The organism is Aquimarina macrocephali JAMB N27 (genome assembly GCF_000520995.1).
GTDB lineage: Bacteria > Bacteroidota > Bacteroidia > Flavobacteriales > Flavobacteriaceae > Aquimarina > Aquimarina macrocephali.
On sequence record NZ_JACA01000067.1, the window covers coordinates 1 to 22,234 of the forward strand.

Annotated in this window: 16 protein-coding genes; 7 read left to right on the top strand and 9 right to left on the bottom strand. The window is 33.6% G+C overall.

Annotation, left to right across the window (positions count from 1 at the left end; translation table 11 throughout):
- The 6 genes from Z054_RS0126075 to Z054_RS0126100 form a co-directional block, all read right to left on the bottom strand.
- Positions 1-1,714: M14 family metallopeptidase (locus Z054_RS0126075; RefSeq protein ID WP_035093657.1), on the bottom strand; the 1,714-nt coding region annotated here is incomplete at its 3' end.
- 129 nt (positions 1,715-1,843) lie between these two features.
- Positions 1,844-2,017, bottom strand: coding sequence for a hypothetical protein (locus Z054_RS31955; protein WP_161635346.1), 174 nt, complete (start codon positions 2,015-2,017; stop codon positions 1,844-1,846).
- Positions 2,018-2,961: 944 nt separating this feature from the next.
- Positions 2,962-6,264 (bottom strand): GEVED domain-containing protein, encoded by a 3,303-nt coding sequence (locus tag Z054_RS0126085; RefSeq protein ID WP_241461461.1) that lies wholly within the window; start codon positions 6,262-6,264, stop codon positions 2,962-2,964.
- Positions 6,265-6,721: 457 nt separating this feature from the next.
- Entirely contained in the window at positions 6,722-9,850 is a 3,129-nt protein-coding gene (locus Z054_RS29365; protein ID WP_024772937.1) for a VPS10 domain-containing protein, read from the bottom strand.
- 432 nt (positions 9,851-10,282) lie between these two features.
- Entirely contained in the window at positions 10,283-11,248 is a 966-nt protein-coding gene (locus Z054_RS0126095) for a YheT family hydrolase (RefSeq protein WP_024772938.1), read from the bottom strand.
- Positions 11,248-12,249, bottom strand: a complete 1,002-nt coding sequence (locus Z054_RS0126100; RefSeq protein ID WP_024772939.1) for a bestrophin family protein — start codon at positions 12,247-12,249, stop codon at positions 11,248-11,250. Before Z054_RS0126100 ends, Z054_RS0126095 begins: the two co-directional genes overlap by 1 nt.
- Positions 12,250-12,440: 191 nt before the next feature.
- Here Z054_RS0126100 and Z054_RS0126105 point away from each other — a divergent pair, with 191 nt between their 5' ends.
- A complete protein-coding gene (locus Z054_RS0126105) occupies positions 12,441-12,923 on the top strand; it encodes an acyl-CoA thioesterase (RefSeq protein ID WP_024772940.1) in 483 nt (160 codons plus the stop codon).
- On the opposite strand, the gene Z054_RS0126110 is transcribed toward Z054_RS0126105, so the two are convergent.
- Entirely contained in the window at positions 12,920-13,816 is an 897-nt protein-coding gene (locus Z054_RS0126110) for a DMT family transporter (RefSeq protein ID WP_024772941.1), read from the bottom strand. The two genes, Z054_RS0126105 and Z054_RS0126110, sit on opposite strands and share 4 nt — an antisense overlap.
- Positions 13,809-14,162: an arsenate reductase family protein gene (locus tag Z054_RS0126115; protein ID WP_024772942.1), complete on the bottom strand. Its 354-nt coding sequence runs from the start codon at positions 14,160-14,162 to the stop codon at positions 13,809-13,811. The genes Z054_RS0126110 and Z054_RS0126115 overlap by 8 nt, the downstream gene beginning before the upstream one ends.
- Positions 14,163-14,364: 202 nt before the next feature.
- Between Z054_RS0126115 and Z054_RS0126120 the strand changes: the two genes are divergently transcribed.
- Positions 14,365-14,820 carry a DinB family protein gene (locus Z054_RS0126120; RefSeq protein WP_024772943.1) on the top strand — a complete coding sequence of 152 codons (456 nt, stop codon included), beginning with the start codon at positions 14,365-14,367 and terminating at the stop codon, positions 14,818-14,820.
- Positions 14,821-14,854: 34 nt separating this feature from the next.
- Here the strand turns inward: Z054_RS0126120 and Z054_RS0126125 are convergent, their stop codons facing one another.
- A complete protein-coding gene (locus tag Z054_RS0126125; RefSeq protein ID WP_161635347.1) occupies positions 14,855-15,592 on the bottom strand; it encodes a DUF3298 and DUF4163 domain-containing protein in 738 nt (245 codons plus the stop codon).
- A 155-nt stretch (positions 15,593-15,747) separates the two neighbouring features.
- On the opposite strand from Z054_RS0126125, the gene Z054_RS0126130 reads away from it, so the two are divergent.
- From Z054_RS0126130 to Z054_RS0126150, 5 genes are all read left to right on the top strand, one after another.
- Positions 15,748-16,887, top strand: a complete 1,140-nt coding sequence (locus Z054_RS0126130; RefSeq protein WP_024772945.1) for a cystathionine gamma-synthase — start codon at positions 15,748-15,750, stop codon at positions 16,885-16,887.
- Between the two features lie 103 nt (positions 16,888-16,990).
- Positions 16,991-18,334: an NADP-specific glutamate dehydrogenase gene (gene gdhA / locus Z054_RS0126135; RefSeq protein WP_024772946.1), complete on the top strand. Its 1,344-nt coding sequence runs from the start codon at positions 16,991-16,993 to the stop codon at positions 18,332-18,334.
- Between the two features lie 196 nt (positions 18,335-18,530).
- Positions 18,531-19,058: a DUF4136 domain-containing protein gene (locus Z054_RS0126140; protein WP_024772947.1), complete on the top strand. Its 528-nt coding sequence runs from the start codon at positions 18,531-18,533 to the stop codon at positions 19,056-19,058.
- A gap of 30 nt (positions 19,059-19,088) precedes the next feature.
- Positions 19,089-19,808: a DNA repair protein RecO gene (gene recO, locus Z054_RS0126145; RefSeq protein ID WP_024772948.1), complete on the top strand. Its 720-nt coding sequence runs from the start codon at positions 19,089-19,091 to the stop codon at positions 19,806-19,808.
- Positions 19,809-19,842: 34 nt separating this feature from the next.
- Entirely contained in the window at positions 19,843-22,218 is a 2,376-nt protein-coding gene (locus Z054_RS0126150; RefSeq protein ID WP_241461462.1) for a TonB-dependent receptor, read from the top strand.
- Positions 22,219-22,234: the final 16 nt, after the last annotated feature.

Sequence of the window (22,234 nt, forward strand, 5' to 3'; positions counted from 1 at the left end):
GATCATAAGTTGCACCAGCTACTGCAGTCCAACCAATAGTAGCTGTGTTAGATCCCACGGCAGAAGAAGACACTCCTGTAGGTACAGTTGCAGTACAAGTAGTAGAACCACCATTATAGGTAATAGTAACATTTGTAGTGTACTCCCAGCTACCATTATTTATAGTAAGTGTTATAGGGATTTGAGTTCCTGTAGGGGTGGTTGATTTTAACTGAAAATCAATAGCTCCATTATCAGTTCCTAAAAGTGTGATACTACCATATTGTTTTGGTTGCCCAAGAGAGCTTATATGCGAAGAATTTGAGGATAAACTAACGGTCCAGTTAGCTTGGTTAAGGCTAAAACGTTTAATAGAATAGGCTACTGTTCCTGATGTATTCGTAATTGTTTGATTTACATTATCAGGTGTTACTTTTGCATATTTGGCTGCCATTCTCATTATCTTAATGTTAAAAGGGTATACCTCATTACATAAAGGAATAATTCTACTGGAAGCCGGCCAGAATCCATCATTTGAAGATCCTACTTCGGGAGTCATAGCAAAAACCTTGGGTTTAGAACTTTGTTCTCCATACATCCAATCATCAGAGCTTCCTCCCGCTGTATATCCTACTGTTTGATTAGGAGTACCGTATGTATATGAATTTTCTTCTGTCATATATGTACATATTTTCACAAACGTACTTTGGTCAGGAGTAAATGTATTTGCCTTATATCCCCATGGATGAATCAAAAGGTTGCTAAAAGAGTGATAATTAAGTGCAGCTACAAAATTATGTTGATTCGTAAAATCTCTCATCGCCTGGGTCTCAGGTTCAGAAAATTTAGAAGTACCATGATACGAGTCACTGCTGGGGGTAGAAGAAGACCCTCCAGGAGCAGCCCATTGATAGCCGTAATTACGATTTAAATCAACACCATATGATCCTCCATTGTTTCGTCTGTTCTTTCTCCAATATCCTCCTCCATTTGGGTTGGTTTGTTGATTGTGGATGTATCCATCAGGGTTAATAATAGGAATAAAATACAACTCAGTATTGTCTACTAATATTTTGATTTCTGGGTCAGAGTTATAATTCTCTAACAGATACCACATATAAAAAAGATTTTGTGAGAGTCCTACCGGTTCTCTGGCGTGATGTATAGAAGTATAAAGCATTTCATCTTCGTTTTCATCGGTATCTGCATTATCACTTATTTTAACCATATAAATTGACCTGCCTTGAATTGTTGTACCGATAGATGATTTAGCAGTGATGAGTTGAGGGTACAGTTGCCTCATTTTATCCAAAGCAGCTATAGCTTCATCATGAGTATGAAAACCTCCCATACTTCCTAATGCAAAATTACTGGGAGAAGGTACTTGTTGGATATTATTTTGACTGGTTTTACGAGCATTACTTCTATCTGCCCTCTTATTTATTCTGGGAATTCTTTTAGAGAGATTACGAATTTTGATTTTGTATTTAACGTTGTTTCTTCTGAGTAATTTAAGATCACTATGAGAAATTTCAGCAATAACTTTTCCATTTTCATAATGAAAATGATCAGCTTCGAGTCCTTTTGCTTGCAGAGCTTCTAATTGTTCTTTGTCTGTGTCAAAAACAACTCGATAATATTTTTCTTGTGCTTGTAGTATAAACATATTGCATAGAAAAAAAATAGTGCATATCCATGGGATATAGGATTTTAAAGAATTAGTGTTTGTTTTCATTGTTTGTGTGTTTAAGAGTTAGTTTTTGTTATTTTCTATATGTTATATATGAAGAAAATAGAATGAATGAATGATGAAACATTCTTCATATTTATTAGTCGGAAGTGTAGAAAAAAGCGTAATTAATTCTTAGGAACAGGTAGAAATATCCTGATAATTTTTAATGGCTATAGGAATATTAGAACTAAGAATTAGTTGTTTTCTTGATGGTTTAATGTTTTTCTTTTTCTTCTGTAGTATTAGATGAGAAAAAGTTAAACTAAATGCCAGTCGAGAGAAAGCATTTTTGTTAGAATCTTTCATTATGACGAAGTTTGAGTTTTGTGCATGGTTAATATACTATAAATATAATTTTAATAAATCATATATACTCAAAAATTACTATATATTTTGTATTGTAAGTGTTTGTCTTTGAGAACTTAAATGTGATTTCTTTACTTTTTCTTTTTTTATGGGTTTTTTAAAAAAAATGAATTTTTGTTATCAAAAATTTTATTGGCAATCATTACAAAATAAGGACAAACGTTAAAACAAGTACATTGAAATTTTTTTTCATAAGTTGATTTGTGTGTTAAGTTTATAATTTGGAAAACTACTTAAAAAGGCTCCATTAATCAACCTGTATAGGTCCAGAAACGTGTTTTAAGACAACTCAAAACATGTTTCTGGATTTTTTATACTTGATATTGAGTTGGTTATTGTTTCTTGATAAGAAAGAGAGATCACTTGGCATTATCCATAAAAGACTGAGATAAGTCTTGAGAGGTAATTTTTTAATAAAAAAACCCTCTCCAAAAAAGGAGAGGGCCGTTCAGTAATTATACTTCTATTGTGTCCCCCAACACATTCGAATTATATCGGTACAAGACGGATCAATCCGACGAATTTCCCTTAATATAATTACTAGTCAGCAGATAAAAAATCTCTACCTAAATTATACTTTAGAATACAGCCTAAATGTTTAAAATGATGTGTAAAAAATGAGTGTGAAGTTATTTTGAGGGGCGAATATATAGATTAATCTTAATAAAACATGTTTTATTACATTAAATTGCTGTGTATGCATAGCATTATGACCCTTTTCTTCTATAATAAAACATATAATTATGGACTCATTGCTTTAAAAGTCATTAGATATGGCAGGCGAGTATATGTGTTTTATTCAAACATATAGATTTACAACTATTGTAAATAGAAAAACCCCGAAACAATTTGTTTCGGGGTTTTTAAATAATATTGAATTTATGTTATTGCTTGATAATAAACTTTTTGGTTAGTGTTTTATCATTCGATATAACCGAAAAGAAATACATTCCATCTGGCAAACCACCTAATTCTACTCTGTTTTCAGATACTTTACCGTTTCTTACCGTCTGACCAATATGATTAATGATTCTATAATTTGAATCCTTAGCATTGTTCATTTGAATCGTGATAAAGTCTTTTGCAGGAACAGGAGAGATCACAAATTTAGAATTTTTCAAATCCGTTGTTATGGTGTCATCACTGTTGATATTATTTAATTGTGCATTTCCTACACAAAAGTTTTTAGTATCTTCAGAAGTAAACGATGCACCAGAAGCTAGTACAGCGCCAGAAGTGCTATTGGTTAGTTCATAGGAACCGTTACCGTAGCTACAGCAAATTCCATCACCATAAGAATCTTTGAATACTAAAGTATAACATCCGGCATCAAGAGTTTTGGTTATATTAAGAGTTGACCCATCAGGCTGAGAAGGATAAGTTCCTCCCGAGTGTACTACTTGATTATTCGCATCTTTGATTTCCCAACTGGTTTCTTCAGGATAATTATCAAAAGTAATACGCAGTTTTACATCATAAGTAGAAGACGTTCCAGCAGTAGTTACATTTAAAGTATTACTTGCTGCAGATTCGTTTCCTGCTGCATCTTTAGCTTTTACAGTAAACTGGTATGCCGTGTTGGCAGTTAATCCGGTAATATTTCTTGTTGTTGCAGTTACCGATCCAAGATTAGTAGCTCCTTGATATACATCATATCCTGTAACTCCTACATTATCAGTAGCAGTATTCCAGGATAAGGTTAATGTAGTTTGAGCAACATTAGAAGCTGTTAATCCTGCTGGAGCAGAAGGAGCTTGAGTATCTGTACCGGATCCTCCTATGGCTACGGTGTAATCTTCTACTTCACCATAAGAGAAAGATTCACAAGGAGTTGGTATTCCATTGTACTTCATAGATACTCTCATTCTTGTACTTCCATCTTTTGCACTTGCAGGTACAGTAAAGCTACCACTTACCGGAGTTGTTTGTGAAGCCGCATTGGTCCATACTTGTTCTCCTGTATCGGCAAAATCTCCATCTTGATTATAATCGATCCATACAGAGTATCCTTCATTATATTTAGTTCCGGTCCAAGTAGGAGTAATGGTAATGGTATTGGCACTACCTTTAGATAGGTTAGTAGATTCAGCAGTAAAATCGTTGTATCCACCACTTCCTCCTGTGGATGTTTTATCGATGGTTCCTAATTTTACATTACTGATATATTCGTCATTTACACTTTGCCCATTAGAGTCACAGTAGTTAAGTTGTACATCTGTAGTTGTAAAGTTTACAGAAGCACTATAATTAGAAGTAGTTCCATCAGCACACTTACTTCTTACTTGTACTTCATAAGCCGTAGATGGGTTTAATCCAGAAATGACTTTAGAGGTTCCATTTTCTGCAGAAGTTGTCCAGTTTGTTGTTCCTGTTTGTCTGTATCTTACATCATAAGTTGCACCTGCTACTGCAGTCCAACCAATAGTAGCTGTATCGGATCCCACGGCAGAAGAAGATACTCCTGTAGGTACAGTTGCAGTACATACTGTAGTTGTTCCTGTTAACCCAGTAACAATAAGAGAGAAATTTTGACTCCCTCCTGTTAATGTTCCTTTATGAGTAACTGTAATTGTGTATGTTCCAGAAGCATTAGCGATATCCACTCTTTCAAAAGGATCCACAGTATTGTCGCCGGTACTATTTGTATTTACACCAGTAAGCTTATATGGGTTAGATGTAGTAGAGCCTTTTGTAACTCTTATATCTAAGTCATTTACTAGTACAGCTGTATTAGAATTTGTTGCAGTTACAGCAGTTCCTGCTCTGTCTGTCCAGGAAATAGAAGCTAATAAAGGGCTTGTGCCATCTGAGTCAACAGTTACAGTATACGTTTGACCACTTGTAAGTGTTAGTTCTTCTATTTTTGAAGCAGTTCCTTTATTGGTAATTGCTTCTGCAGCAACTTTAGCGTTTAATAATCCCCATCCATGTACTGCATCAGGACCAGAAGGACCAATATCATCGGCAGTATGAAGCGCTAACCCTTTTAAGGTTGCAGCTTTCATGAAGTTTCCATTATTACTATTGTAATGTTGTTGTAGTAGTAAAAGTGTACCTGTTACATTAGGCGATGCCATTGAAGTACCAGAGATACTGTTGTATGCTGTGTCACTATTGTCATAAGTAGAATATACACCTGTACCATTACCAGTAATATCTGGTTTAATTCTATAGTCATCAGTAGGACCTTCACTACTTCCACTATTAATAGTAACACTATTTAGTGTACCATCATTACTAACATTGGCATCCTGTGCATTAGCAACCACAAGATTGTTTTTTGAAGTAGAATGCCCTGTTAATTTATCATAAGAAGAGTTTCCGTCTAATGGTTGAGCATTAGAGCTATTGTCGTTTCCATCATTCCCTGCAGCTACTACCATAAGATAGAAAGGTGCGTTATACATGATTTCATCCCATGTTCTGGATTCATCTATATATGCTCCAAAATACTGATCAGGAACTGCACTGGCTCTAAAACCATAAGAATGATTGGATAAAAGCATACCGTTTGCGGCAGCTGTAGTTGCTTCAGAAGCATCATTATTCCAATCATGTGTTTTAGCTTTTGCTTGAGAAGCCATTCCTTTTGCATTGGCTTGTACCCCAGAGGCAACTATCGTTCCTGTAACATGTTGAGCATGAAAACTATTACCATTAAGAGTTGTAACACCATCACTAATAGTAACTCTGTTATTTCCTCCTGTGCCATCAAATTCCTGGTGAGTAGGTCTTGTTGCTCCACCATCCCATACATAAGCAGTCATATTTTGCCCGTCTAGATTTAGGCCTAAAGAACCTCCTGAGTTTAAATGATTTGCTCGAGTAGACTTTGCAGCATCTGCATTAAATGTAGTATAATAGAGAGGAGTACCATCTTTTGCTAATCTTTGTAGTTCAGAAAAGCTTCCGTTAGCATTTGTCATTTTGACCTGCCATCCATTTCTTTTGGCAGCTGCTATAGCTTCTTTCTTTTGTAATGCAGCTTTACTTGCTGATTCGGTCTGTAATTGATTTAATTTTACCAGATTACTTTGTTGAGCGATCTTTGCCTTTTGTGAAGGATTCTGAGCGAAAAGTCCACCAGATAAAAATATCATTGAAGAAATAATAACGATATTTAATTTTGGTGACACTTGCCCATTAAAGCCCCTCAACGAAATAAGGCTTTTGTAGCTTTTTTTCATTGTTATTGAGTTTGAGTTAGTGTTATTGTTGTTTTTTTGAAGAATTCAAAGAAAACATTCGAATTTCTTAAATTATTCTTAATAAAAAAAAGTTTTTCGATGAAAAGAAAGAAAATTACTGTATAAAACATTATGGTTATAATAATGCAACTATGTTGCAAGAAAAAACTTTCTTTTATTCCCTGGTTAACTTATTGTGGTTACTTCACTTTGTTTTTATTTAATAGTTGGTACAGCTTTTATTATTTCAAAATGAAATGCACAATGGGTTTATAAAACATGTTTATAATAAATTAATATATGTGCATAGTATTGTGATGTTTTTTTTACAAAAGAAAGGTATATGATTACGTTTTTTTTATTTTGAATTCGTTGCCTTAAAAGCTACTATTGCTGTAAATAGAAAAACCCCAAAACAAACTGTTTCGGGGTTTTTAAAAAAAATACTGAATGTATATTATTGCTTAATGATAAGCTTTTTGGTTATGGTTTTAGTATCTGATTTAACCGACACAAAATACATTCCAGATGGTAAATTGTTCAGTTCTATTCTATTTTCAGACATTTTACCATTTCTTACTATTTGGCCCGCTTTATTAACGATTCTGTATGTAGAACCATTAAAATTATTCATTCTGATTATAATGAAATCTTTTGCAGGAACTGGGTGAATAACAATGTCAGAGCTTTCTATATCTGTTTTCATATCTCTATTAAAGTTATGCATTACAGCATTTCCTACACAAAAGTTTTTAGTATCCTCAGAAGTAAATGATCCGCCAGAAGCCAGCACTGTACCAGAGGCACTATTGGTTAGTTCGTAAGAACCGTTACCATAACTACAGCAAATTCCATCACCATATGAATCTTTAAATACTAAAGTATAACACCCTGAATCCAGAGTTTTGGTTATATTAAGGGTAGAACCATCAGGTTGCGATGGATATGTTCCTCCAGAATGTACTACCTGACTGTTAGCATTTTTGATTTCCCAACTAGTTTCTTCAGGGTAGTTATCAAAAGTAATACGCAGTTTTACATCATAAGTTGAAGATGCTCCTGCAGTAGTTACATTTAAAGTGTTACTGGCTGCCGATTCGTTTCCTGCTGCATCTTTAGCTTTTATTTTAAAAGAATATGCTGTATTTGCTGTTAACCCTATAGCCTGATATGTAGTAGTAGTTATTGTGCCAATAACAGTATTGCCTTGATATATATCATACCCGGTAACTCCAACATTATCCGTAGAAGCAACCCAAGAAAGATCAATTGTATTTTGTGTTACATTAGACGCTGTTAAATTTGAAGGAGTGGAAGGAGCTTGTGTATCTGCAGTTGATGATCCTGCAAGAGGGACTTTCCAAACACCTCTTCCATAAGTACCTGCTAATAATACTTGATCTGAATAATTGACTTCTAAGTCTCGTACAGAAACATTAGGTAAATTTTCAGAATAATTTTCCCAATTGTTATTTCCTTGCTTATAATATACCCCTAAATAAGTACCTACATAAATAGTTTCGGTACCTTTTTGGTGTCGGACTACATTTTTGGCTTCACTTGGCAAATTACCTGATATGTTAGAAAAATTTGATCCCTGATCAGTAGATTTAAAAACTCCGTTAGAAACCCCTGATGAAGAATAACCGTTGGTAGATATATAAATGATATTAGTATTATCATTATGCACTTCTATAGAAGTAATATTTGTGGTAGAAGTATGGATTTTTGTCCAGTTTACTCCTTTGTCAGTACTTTTATATAAATTATTTTCACGAGAAACATAAATATTGTTTGTATTAGACGGGTCTACTTCGATTTGATCTAACTTGCCACCAAAATTGAAGTTAGAAAGTCTCTGGAAATTATTATTATTAAGTTTATAAAATCTAGAATACCCTGCATAAACATTTCCATCTTTATCAGAAACCAGAGGAGTAACCCAATTTCCTGATTCAGGTCCATCGGTTACTCGAGTTTGTGTTGTTCCTCTATTGGTAGTTTTATAAAGAGATCCTCCTCCTTGTATAAACCCATAATACGTATTAGGGTTTGTTCCACTTACTGCACAATCCATTCCGTCTGCGCCAAAATAATTGTTCCATGTGTCTCCATTACGTGCATATCCTCCATTATCCTGAAGTCCTCCCACAAGGTTGTTAGAACTACTATTTTCTGCTACTGATATTCTGTAAAACTGACCTATCTGTAATCCTTTGGTTAAATCTGTAAAGCTCCCACCATCATTTTCTGATAAGTATACTCCTCCATCACTACCACACATTAACTTTCCATTATAATAACGTAAAAAGTGAATATCTGCATGGGTGTATGAAGCTTGTTGAGGGTTTGACCAACTATTGATTGCTGAGAAGTTATTTCCTCCATCAGTAGATTTCCATATATTAAGACATCCTACAAAAATGGTATTGGCATCTGTATCTGAAACTGTTAGTGCTAAATCATACCAAGCTTGACCTGATTGTAATATATTAGTAGTTTCTTGGGTTTTTGTAAAGCTATTTCCACTATCAGTTGAGCGATATAAACCTTGAAAAGCATAACTTGCACTTCTGGTTTTGGCACTTAAAACATAGACATAGCTAGGATTGGCAGGGGTAACTTCGATGACCAACCTTCCTGAACTTGATGGTAGTCCACTTTGTATTTTTGTAAAGCTGGTTCCTCCATTTGTTGATTTATAAAAAGAATCTTTTGTAGTTGCATAAATTACATTAGAATCACCTGGTTTGAGTTTAATATCCTTTACGTCTGCATTCAATGTTTTAGTCCATGCAACTCCTGCGTTAGTGGTTTTGTAAACTCCTTGACTAGTTGCTACCCATAATGTATTCGAGTTATTGGGATCGATATAAATATCGTTACTCGAGGTTTGTGAATTTAAAAATTCTAGGCCTGTTTTTGCCCAGGTATTTCCTCCATCAGTAGATTTAAGAATCCCAATACTGTACGAATCATTGGCATCATCATCTCCAGTAGAAATATAAACAATATTCGAATTATTAGGATCGATAGCTATACCAGAAACACCAATTTGAGGAAGGTCATCTGACAAAGAGGTCCAATTTGCACCTTTGTCTGTAGATTTCCATATTCCTCCTGCTGGAGCTCCAATATAAAATGTATTAGGGTTATTAGGATCTACAATAACAACATTTACTCGTCCTTGTCCTGGAGACCATGAACCTGTTACTTCATGATCAAATGGCCCCATAGGAAGCCAGCTTGCAGCTGCCTTTGTAGAAGAAGAGGCCATATTGTTCTTTTCTTCCCAGGCTTTCCATAAGTGTTCGGGAGTTGGTATAGTACCATCTGGTAATAAAGAATTTTTCCAGTATTCCTGCCATCTCTTAAAGGGCTTATATCCACTACCTTTTTCCTTATGGTTTTTGTCTGTCCAATAGGTGGTAAATGCATTAGTGATCTTTTGAAATTTTACAGAGGTGTTGACTCCTGAAGAATTCTTGCTTTGATTTAAATCCTGCATCCAGGGGGCGCTTGAGTTATATTGGGAATGCCCAATATAGCAAATAAGCGCGGCTAAAATGATAAATGGTTTTTTCATTTTTTGTGTTTGAGTTTATGTTAAAAAAATTGGTTTATTAAACTTAATGAACTAGAAGTTCATAGATCCATAAGGGTAATCAATCATTACTATTCCATATATTATTAATAGAATAATAGAAAGTTTTTTATAAGGTTAATTAGTTTTTCGGGATTCTTTGAAGTAGAGAAAAACTAGTAGTATACTAAGATTATAATTTTTTAAATCTTATTTGCTAATACCGAGAGGAGGTAGGTTTTTGATTTGGTTTCATGTTGAGTTGAGTTTAAGTTAGTTAAATTTCCTTCAAAAATCGAAGAATCATGATCAAAGCTCATCAAATCTTTTTGATAAAAAAAAGTTTTTCGATGAAGAGAAATAAAATTACTGTACAAAACATTAAGACCACTATAATGCAACTGTGTTGCAAGAAAAATCTTTCTTTATTTAGTGTTAATTGGATTGCTCAAAAAAATTCAATGTTCGCAATTCATTATAATACACTTTATTAGGAAGATAAAAACCTACATGACCTCCATAATCTGGGGTTTCAAGAAATAAATTGGGATTTTTCTTGGCTTCATCAAAAGGATAACAAAGATCTCCCAGGAAAGAATCATTTTTGGCATTAAGGATAAGGGAGGGAACTTCGATATGTTTCAGAAATTGCCTGGAGCTACATTTAGAATAATACTCCATAGCATTTTCATACCCATGGGCCTTACTGGTATATAAATTATCAATGTCCATAAGAGATTTGCAAGCTCTAATATCTGATGTAGTTAAAGTATCAGAAAATTGAATTTGCCGATCATACAATTTGGCTTTTAGATGGTTTATAAAACGTTGTTGATAGACGTAATTCTTCGGTTTATTTATTTCTGATAACGAATCATATAGATCACAGGGAACCGAAATAGCCGCGGCAGTTTTTATCTCTGAGGCTAAAGAACGACCTTCTCCGAGGTATTTTAACATAATATTACCTCCTAAACTAAATCCACATATTGATATGTTTGTATAGGCATATGTCGTAAGTATATGCTTGATAATACGATCCAAATCTTCACTGGCTCCCGCGTTATAAGATCTATAAAGACGGTTTACTTCACCACTACAATTTCTAAGATTTATTGCTGCAGAATCCCAGCCATTATGATTTAGGTGTCTTGCTAATCCTAGCATATATTGGCGTTGTCCATTACCTTCTAATCCATGAATGATGACCGTCAGTTTTTTTGAGTTTGGTGCTGCACTGTAACTCCAATCAAGATCAATAAAATCTCCATCATCAAGCTCTACACGTTCTCTTTTTTGTGATACTCCTTTTACTTTACGAAGTAGATTAGGGTATATGGTAGACATATGACCATTTCTAAATAAAAACGGAGGAATATACTTAGATTCAATTAACGGCATTAGTATAATATATTATCTTTTGGTTGTTCTTTTTCTGGAAGATTTTTTTCGTCAAGCATGTCGCGCAGGTCAATTTCAATAGTTTTACATAATGCAGTCATTGGCACATCATTAATTCGTCCTTCAAAAGGATCTTCACTGTTACTTCCAATTTTTTCCATTGTAAAGAAAACCCAACTTATTAAAATAGAGAGTGGTATCATTAAAAAGACAAACCATTGTTCTATACCATTTGTCATTTCATTTAGTTTGTTTTCAAAAACATTAAGTAATCCAAAAGGTAATAAAAGAATAAATATCCATGTAAACAATGTACTAAAATATGCGTATTGTCTTGGGAAAGGAGTATTCTTAATACGTTCACACTTACCTTGAAGATTATATAACTCTTCCAGTATATTATGAAAAAGCTGTTTGTCAAACTCTGTAATTTTACCTTGATCCAGAAGTTGTTTAAGATGAAGTCCTTGATTTTTAACTAAATGAGTAGCAGGGTTCTTCCGTTTTAGTAGATCTTGATATTCTTGATCAGATACAAATTTAGTTGTAGCATCGCAAGCTGGTTTTTGTTCGCCATGTTTTTTAAAGAGTTTTTCTATAGCTCTATTTTCTTTTAAAGAAAAAGAATTAGGTTGTCTGAGTTGAATTCTTAAGGCATTGATCCAGGCAATATGTCTATAAATCAATACCTGCTTGGTTTTTTGATCATCCTGTACCAAACATAATATCTGATTGGTCCAGGTTCTGGAATAGTTTACGATACCACCCCAGATTTTACGAGCCTCCCAAAACCGATCATAACTTTGGCTGTTTTTAAAACCAATATAAAATGCAACGGCAATACCAATTACGGTAAGAGGTTGAAAAGGGATATCAATAAATTTCCAATCTAAAAAATGATATAATGAAAAAATAACCGTAGTATATATGGTGAAGAAAATAATATTTTTCCAGGCGTATCGAAGGATAATCCCCCAACTAATATTTCGTTTAATATACATTATGAGTTTGTTTTAAAACAAGAAGACCACACAGGTTTTTAAAGCCTATTTCACTAAAATCCCGAAAATAATATCTGGTCTTAGATATTTTTTGTTTTATGTGCATTATCAAATATACATATTTAATAACACTCTGCTATGCGTGCATAATAAGTTATTTTGTACTTTTGTTGATCAAAAAAACAGACATTATGTATTTAAAAGATTTTGAAATTAGATGGAATGATATTGATGCAAATCGTCATTTGGCGAATAAAGCATATATAGAATTTGCAGCACATACCCGAATGTCTTTTTTAACAGAAAAGGGTTTTGATCAACGTCTTTTGAGTAAGTTTAATATTGGTCCTGTTGTGTTTTATGAACATATTTATTACTTTAAAGAAGTGTTTTATGGTAGACCGGTGAAAGTCTCTTTAGAAATTTCGGGATTAAGTGAAGATGGAAAATTTTTTGAGTTCAGACATAAATATTATGATTATAAAGGGCGAAATTTTGCACAATGTGAAATGATGGGTGCCTGGATGGATTTGAATACCCGAAAATTGATTGCTCTTCCAGATGAAATACATCAATTGTTAGACAGAGTAGAGCGACCAGAAGATTTTAAGGTGCTTACCAAAGAAGATACAAGAAAATTTGCTAAAACTCCGGTAGACTTAGAACAAGTTTAAGAGGCTATTTTTTTAGGAGATTTAGTAACCAGGTATACTCCCAAAAAAACTAGTACTGCAGATATTATTTTGACTGGATTTAGCGAATCTGCACCCATTAACATGGCAAAACTAATAGCCAGAAGAGGCTGTAGATATATAAATGCTGCAATTGTTGAAGCTCTTAAATGCCTTAGCGCAAATATATTTAACAAATAGGTTAAAAATGTAGTTGCTATGACCACAAAAATCATTTTCCATATTACCTCATAAGGTAGCGAGAACCATTCTACTTCACTAAATTCTGAAATGGTAATCGGAAAATTAATAATAACACCAAGTAAGAAAAACCACTTCATTAAAGTAATAGAATGATACTTAGTGGTTAAAGGTTTTACCAATATTAGGTAAATAGCATATGAAGCTGCATTGATAACGAATAAAGCATTTCCTAATGGGATATTTGGAGCATCCTGACGGATTTCTGAACCAAAAAGAATAAGACCCAGTGCTCCCGAAAAACCTAGTAAAATACCAATAGTTCTTAAAAAAGTAATTTTTTCTTTTATAAAAAAAGCAGATAAAATAAACACCAAAATTGGAGAGATGGTGATCATTACAGAGCTATTGATAGGTGTCGATAATTGCAATCCTTTAAAAAACATAAGCATATTGATCACCATTCCAAAAATAGTACAAGCAATTACCCTTGGCCAGTCATTGCGCTCTATTTTTTGTTTTGGAGCCCATATAGATGCAAGCCAGAATAATAATGCAGCACCAACTACTCGCAATAAAATAAATCCAAATGGTTTGATGTAGGTAGGCATTACACCTTTTGCCACAGTATGATTTATGCCATATATCAAACTGGCACCAAATGCGGCGAGTAATGCAGCCGTTCTTTTATCCATTAATAGTAATAGTTGCCTCTTCTACCACTTTTTTACTGTTTCCGATAAAGATTTTGTCATTAACAATAATTACTGGTCGTTTTAAGAAAGTATAATGCTCTAAGATTAATTTTTTATAATCTTCTTCAGATAAATCCTGATTTTTAAGATCCCGCTCTTTGTATAACCGTGCTCTTTTACTAAATAAAGCCTCATAGCTTCCGGCTAAGTCATACATTTTTTCAATTTGCTCTGTGGTAATAGTTTCGTTTTTAATGTCTTGCAAAATGAAATCCGAAGATGGATTTAATTCATTTAAAATACGTCTGCAAGTATCGCAAGTAGACAAATGGTATATTTTTTTCACAGTTGATTATTTTAAGTGTCAAAATCATCACAAAGGAAATTCATTTCACAATTAAAACTCATATTTTTGGCTAAAAATTATGAAATGAGCCACAAAGATTATGTTGTTGCTAAACGATACGATCATTGGCAAATTTTATACCTATGCTGAGCATAGTTGAAATATGACTTTTGAAAAACAATAAAATAAACAGATAAGTACCATGCAAGATCCAATAACAATTACTCGTGTCAATCGAAAAATATTAGAAAAAATATTAGATAACTATTCTTTAGATCAATTAAATGAAGTGCCTGAAGGATTTAAAAATAACCTAATATGGAACATTGCGCACGTGATGGTAACTCAACAATTATTGGTGTATAAATTGAGCGGATTACCAATGATGATTGATAATGAAATGGTAGACTTGTATCGAAAAGGAACAAAGACCGAAAGACCAGTTACTGCAGAAGAAGTATCAGAAATAAAGAAGCTTTTATTTACAACATTAGATAAAACAGAAAAGGATGTAAACGATGATATCTTTAAAAATTACAATGACTACGAGACTAGTACCGGATTTGTATTAAAATCTGTTGAGGATGCGATGAATTTTAATAATTATCACGAAGGAATTCATTTAGGATATATCTTGGCACTTAGAAAAGCGATTTAAGTAAGTTTGGATTCCCTATAAATAAATTGTTTTATCAAAAAATCTTAACTGCAAAAAACGAAGCAACCTCTTCCTTGTTCAATTTTAATTCTATAGGCCCTTCTGCATAGGAGTTAATTTCATATTGATTGTAGTAGAGAATAACTTCTTTATCCGTAAACCCTATAGTTAAAGGTAAACTGAACGTATCATCTTCAAAAAAGAAACCGGTGCTATTAATCGATTCTTTTTCTGGGATTTCATGTTGTGTTCTAAAGATTTTTTCTACATAATCTTCAAATTCATTATAATTCTTAAATAATGACTTATTAGAAAATTGCTTTCCTGTTTTTGTGTCAATATTGATATAAGAAACTGTACCATTTCCATGAGCACCACCAGTAAATATATAAGAATCCATTACGACAGAGATTAAACCTGGACATTGAAAACTAAGTTCACAATCAATAGTAGCTTCATAAGGAACGATTTCTTCTGGGAATTCTTCACTAATATTTTGATAGGAACTATTAAATTGAGAGATCGCTTCTTTAAGGTTTGGTTCTGATGCGTTTTCACCAATATTTAAAATAGAACAGGCTGTATTTTCTATTTCTTTATTAATAATGGCAGCTACTGGGTTATCATCAACAATTTTTAATACGTTGATTTCTAAAGAAGCACAATCCACATTTTTGCAGTCAAGAAGAGTGTCTACTGTAAAATTTTGTTTTTCAAAAGTGAAAGATTCTGTATTGTCACAGCTATATAATCCCCAAAAAATTAGTAGCAAAAGAATGAATTTTGACTTGGTGTTAGTTTTTGTGTTAATCATCTACTAAAGGTATTCGACGAAATATGATTAGAACGAATTAAATCATACATTTGTCCCGTTTTTCAACATAAAACGACCAAGTTAATTTATTCTTGTTAAAAACTAATAAATAGATGAAATTTAACACTAAAACAATTCACGGAGGACAGAAACACGATCCGGCTTATGGTGCCGTCATGCCTCCTATATATCAGACATCTACATACGCTCAGACCACTCCGGGAGGACATAAAGGTTTTGAATATAGCAGAACACATAATCCTACAAGAAAAGCATTAGAAGATTCTTTTGCTAGTATCGAAAACGGAAAATTTGGACTTGCTTTCGGATCAGGACTTGCTGCCATAGACGCAGTAATCAAATTATTGAAACCTGGTGATGAGGTTGTTTCTACTAACGATTTATATGGAGGAACCTATCGTTTGTTTACTAAAATCTTTGAAGATTTTGGAATCAAGTTTCACTTTATAGGGATGGAAAATGCAGATAAAGTAGAGGATTATGTAAATGAAAACACCAAATTAATTTGGGTTGAGACACCAACCAATCCTATGATGAATATTATTGATATTAAAGCAATAGCTGCAATATCAAAAAAACATAATATTTTATTGGCTGTAGATAACACTTTTGCTACTCCATACTTGCAAAGACCTTTGGATCTTGGTGCAGATATTGTAATGCATAGCGCTACCAAATATTTAGGAGGGCATAGCGATGTGGTTATGGGAGCATTAATTGTAAAGGATTCAACATTAGCAGAACGACTTTACTTTATTCAGAATGCAAGTGGTGCTGTTTGTGGACCGCAAGATAGTTTTTTGGTGTTAAGAGGGATTAAGACATTACATATACGTATGCAACGACACTGTGAAAATGGAGAAGCCATTGCAAAGTATTTGAAGAATCACCCTAAAATAGAAAAAGTATACTGGCCAGGTTTTGAAGATCACCCTAATCATGAAATTGCCAAAGCACAGATGGATGGTTTTGGAGGTATGATTTCTTTTGTTACAAAAGGAAGTGATTATGATAGTGCAATTAAAATCGTAGAGAATCTAAAATTCTTCACTTTAGCAGAATCTCTTGGTGGTGTAGAAAGCCTTGCAGGGCACCCGGCAAGTATGACACATGCTTCAATACCAAAAGAAGAACGTGAGAAAACAGGAGTAGTCGATTCTTTGATTCGATTAAGTGTAGGAATAGAGGATATTAACGATCTAATTGCGGATCTTGAACAAGCTATTGGATAACCTAATTATTAAATTAAAAAAATAAACTTGTTTTTTTAGGAATATCATATATTTGGCGTGATATTTCAACCTATAGATAAGAATCTATTAATTCAATTAACATATGCAAGCAAAGATAGATGCATTCATGGAAGAGGTAAAGGCTCGTAACACACATGAGCCTGAATTTTTACAAGCGGTACAAGAAGTTGCCGAAACTGTAATTCCTTACATAGCTACAAAAGAAATTTATAACGGGAAGAATATCCTGTTAAGAATGGTTGAACCAGAGAGAGCGATTATGTTTCGTGTACCATGGGTAGATGATAAAGGAGTGATTCATGTGAATAGAGGATATCGTATTCAAATGAATTCTGCAATAGGACCATATAAAGGAGGATTACGTTTTCATCCTTCTGTAAATATAAGTATTTTGAAATTCTTGGCTTTTGAACAGGTTTTCAAAAATAGTCTAACTACTCTTCCTATGGGAGGTGGTAAGGGAGGATCTGATTTTGATCCTAAAGGAAAATCTGACGATGAAATTATGCGTTTTTGTCATAGTTTTATGAGTGAACTTTTTAGACATATTGGCCCTGATACAGATGTTCCTGCAGGAGATATAGGAGTAGGAGGTCGTGAAATTGGATTCTTATTCGGGATGTATCGTAAAATGCGTAATGAATTTACTGGTGTTCTTACCGGAAAAGGACTTACCTGGGGAGGATCTCTAATTCGCCCAGAAGCTACTGGATATGGAACTGTTTATTTTGCAAAAAATATGCTTGAAACCCAAGGAGGTTCTTTTGAAGGAAAAATAGTAACAGTTTCTGGTTCAGGAAATGTAGCACAATATGCTGCAGAAAAAGCAACACAACTAGGAGCAAAAGTAGTAACACTATCGGATTCCTCTGGATACATTTATGACAAAGATGGAATTGATGCAGAAAAACTTGCTTTTGTAATGGAACTTAAGAATGTAAGAAGAGGACGTATCAGCGAGTATGCAGATAAGTATACTTCTGCAGAGTTTCATAAAGGACAAACTCCATGGGGAGTGAAATGTGATATTGCGTTACCATGTGCTACTCAAAATGAATTAAATGGAGATGATGCACAAACATTAATTGCTAATGGATGTGTTTGTGTTAGTGAAGGAGCTAATATGCCAAGTACACCAGAAGCAATTTCAGCTTTCCATAAAGCCAAAATTTTCTTTGCTCCAGGAAAAGCTTCTAACGCAGGAGGTGTAGCCACATCTGGATTAGAAATGACACAAAACTCTTTACGTTATAACTGGACTCGTGAAGAAGTAGATAATAAACTAAAACAAATTATGGAAGATATCCATTCTGCTTGTCTCGAATATGGTAGTGATGATAATGGATATGTAGATTATGTAAAAGGAGCTAATATTGCCGGTTTTGTAAAAGTAGCTGATGCTATGCTGGCGCAAGGGGTAATCTAAGTATTTAATGATTCCTTAAAATAAAATTAAAGCCGTTTGGAAATATCCAAACGGCTTTGTTGTTGATTTAGGAGAACTAAATAATTTAACACTCTTAAATATTAGATCTTTGTACCGAACTTAGGCATATATAATTTTGTTATGTATTTTTATAATTCCCTATAAAAACTCAAGGCGAGTTCTTAAATCGGTTCTCATGAAGCATATAACTCTTTTCTTTTTTTTAGTATTATTAATCTCATGTGGGAGTACACATACGGTTTATGATTATGATGAGCAACAGGATTTTTCAATTTACAAGACTTATGCTTTTTATCCAGAAATGAGTTCTGGACTTAATGATTTGGATCAAAAACGATTATTGATGGTAACAGAAGCCGTTATGCAAAGCAAAGGGTTTACCAAATCAGAAACTCCTGATATTTATATAAATTTTAAGACGATTATTAATAAAACACCTTCGCGTAATAGTATTGGAGTAGGAGTTGGTGGTGGTAGTGGTGGCATTGGTATTGGTGTTGGAGGGTCTATTCCTATTGGCGGACCAGAAACTTTTCTGGAACTTACCATTGATTTTGTTGATGTGAAAAAAGATGAAATGGTATGGCAGGCGATTGCCGAGAAACGATTTCATCCTAATGCCTCGCCAGATACACGTACCGATTTTTTCCAGAAAATTATTGAAAAATCCCTAATCAAATATCCACCAAAGAAGAAAAAATAAGATTGCTTTTTTATTTATTTTCGGTTTACAATGATGATCAACTCACCAGCAATAGTAATACATTCCTTACGATATAGTGAGGCAGACTTGATTGTTTCATTGTTTACAAAAACAAGTGGACTACGCTCTTATTTACTAAAAGGAGTTTTAAAATCTAAACGAGGAAAAATCAGAGCATCACTATTTCAACCGCTTACCTTATTAGAAATACAAGCTTTTCATAGAGATAAAGGCTCTTTAGAGAGAATTAAAGAAGCTAAAATAAAAACAATTTATAAGTCGTTACATACAGATTTCATAAAAGGCACATTGGTGTTTTTTATTTCTGAAGTACTTAAGAACTCTATCCACGAAGAAGAAACCAATACAGATCTATTCGAATATCTTGAAACCGCTTTAATGTGGCTGGATGTACATGATACTATTGGTAATTTTCATATTACATTTTTAACCAAACTTACCCAATACCTTGGCTTTTATCCAGATACTCCTCATGCAGAATCAGACTATTTTAACATGCAGGAAGGCGTTTTTCAATCTACTAGTAGTAATGTATATTGTGTAAGTGGAGATCAGGTAAAATTATTTAAACAATTTTTAGGCACAACATTTGAGGCAAGTATGGATATTAAACTATCAAAGAATACACGAAGTGATATTCTAGCTATGCTATTAGTATATTTTGAACTACATTTGCACGGTTTTAAGAAGCCGAAATCACTTTCTGTTTTAAACGAAATTTTTAATTAAGATAATGCGGGTATTTATATTTCTTTTGTTGACTATGTTTTTTGTATTGCCCGGCAATGCTCAAAAAATTACAATATTTAGTACAGCAAATAATCAACCTATCCCTAATGTAGCTATTTACAATAAAATCAAATCTAAGAGTACTATTACTGATTTTAATGGAGTGGCCAATATTTCTGCGTTTTCTGATACCGAAATCTTGTATTTTACACATGTCTCGCATTTAGGTATAAGTATGGTTAAATCTAAAATCCCAAAATCACTTTCTATATATTTAAAACCAGATGAAAACCAGCTTTCAGAAGTTGTTATTTCGGTATCAAAATGGGAGCAGGAACAAAAAGAAATTACACAAAAAATAGTAAGTATTTCGTCTAATGATATTGCATTGTCTATGCCACAAACATCTGCTGATCTTTTACAAAGTAGTGGACAGGTTTTTATTCAAAAAAGTCAACTGGGAGGAGGTAGTCCTATCATTAGAGGTTTTTCTACGAATCGATTATTGCTCACTGTGGATGGAGTACGAATGAATACTGCAATTTTTAGAGGGGGAAATGTGCAAAATGTAATATCGGTCGACCCTTTTACTGTAGATAGAACAGAGGTGATATTAGGACCAGGATCTGTTGTTTATGGAAGTGATGCAGTAGGTGGGGTGATGAATTTTTATACAGCACAACCTAAGTTCGCTGTAAATAGTAAGAAAAAACTAAGTGGTAATGCACTTATTAGATATGCCAGTGCCAGTAATGAAAAAACTGGGCATGTTGATTTTAATATTGGATTAGAGAAATGGGCATTTTTGACAAGTGTAAGCTATACAGATTTTGACGATTTAAAAATGGGAAGTCATGGCCCTGATGATTATTTGAGAAATGAGTATGTAGAAACCATAAACGGAGAAGATGTTGTTGTGCAAAATTATGATCCTGAAAAACAAGTGTTTACAGGGTATGATCAGGTTAATTTGCTACAGAAAATTCGTTTTATGCCTAGCGAAAAATGGGATTTTAATGCGAGTTTTATTTATACAGAAACTTCAGATTTTCCTCGTTACGATCGCTTGATCAGAAGGAGAGATGAAAATTTAAGATCCGCCGAGTGGTTTTATGGACCACAACTTTGGTTTATGGGTAACCTACAAGTATCGCATAAATCAAAAAGTAAGCTATATGATAAAATGAAAATCACTGCGGCATATCAATATTTTGAAGAAAGTAGAAACGATCGTAATTTTGGTAGTGATATTTTAGAAAGAACCCAGGAACAAGTAGATGCTTACTCATTAAATTGGGATTTTGAAAGAAAATTTAACGATAAGACCACTGTATATTATGGGTTGGAATATGTGCTAAATCAAGTATATTCTGATGGGTCAGAACGCAATATTAATACGAATATTATTGAAGACGCGCCCTCAAGATATCCAGATGGATCTACCTGGCAGTCTATAGCAGCATATCTAAGTATAAAGCATAAGTTAAGCGAAAAACTAAGATTTCAAGGTGGATTACGATATAATAGAATCATCTTGTATTCAGAATTTGATGACAAGTTTTTTGATTTCCCATTTACAGAAGCAAATATTGATACCGAGGCGGTAACGGGAACAGCAGGACTAAGTTGGTTTCCTAATAATATGATACAATGGAAATTGAATTTATCCACAGCCTTTAGAGCACCCAATATTGATGATGTTGGTAAGATTTTTGACTCAGAACCAGGATCTGTTGTTGTCCCTAATCCGGATATAAAATCTGAATATGCGTATAATGGTGAAATAGGAGTAAAATTAAATTTTGATAGAAACTTATCTATAGATCTGTCGACGTATTATACATATCTTGAAGATGCATTAATACGAAGAGACTATAATTTAAATGGGCAAACAGAAATCGATTTTGGAGGAGAACTAAGTAACGTACAAGCTATTCAGAATGCAGCAAATGCCAGAGTATATGGTTTTGAAGCTGGATTAGAATACAAGTTTCTTGAAAATTTTAAACTAACATCCAAGTATACTTTTGTTGGAGGAGAAGAGGAATCTGATGATGGTACTACTGCTTCTTCAAGACACGTTTCACCTCAGTTTGGAACTACCCAGGTGAGCTATATTTTACCCAAATTTACAATTGATGCTTTTGCAATGTATAATGGAGAGTTTGGTTATGAAGATCTGGCACCTTCTCAGCAAAACAATGACTTCTTATATGCCAAAGATCAAGACGGGAACCCGTATTCTCCTTCTTGGTATACATTTAATCTTAGAACACAATATCAAGTAACCAAAAATATAAAAGGTATATTATCTATAGAAAATATTACCGATCAACGATACCGCCCTTATTCTTCTGGTATTGCTGGTGCAGGAAGAAATTTTATTCTATCGGTGAAATATACGCTTTAACATCATAGAATAGAGA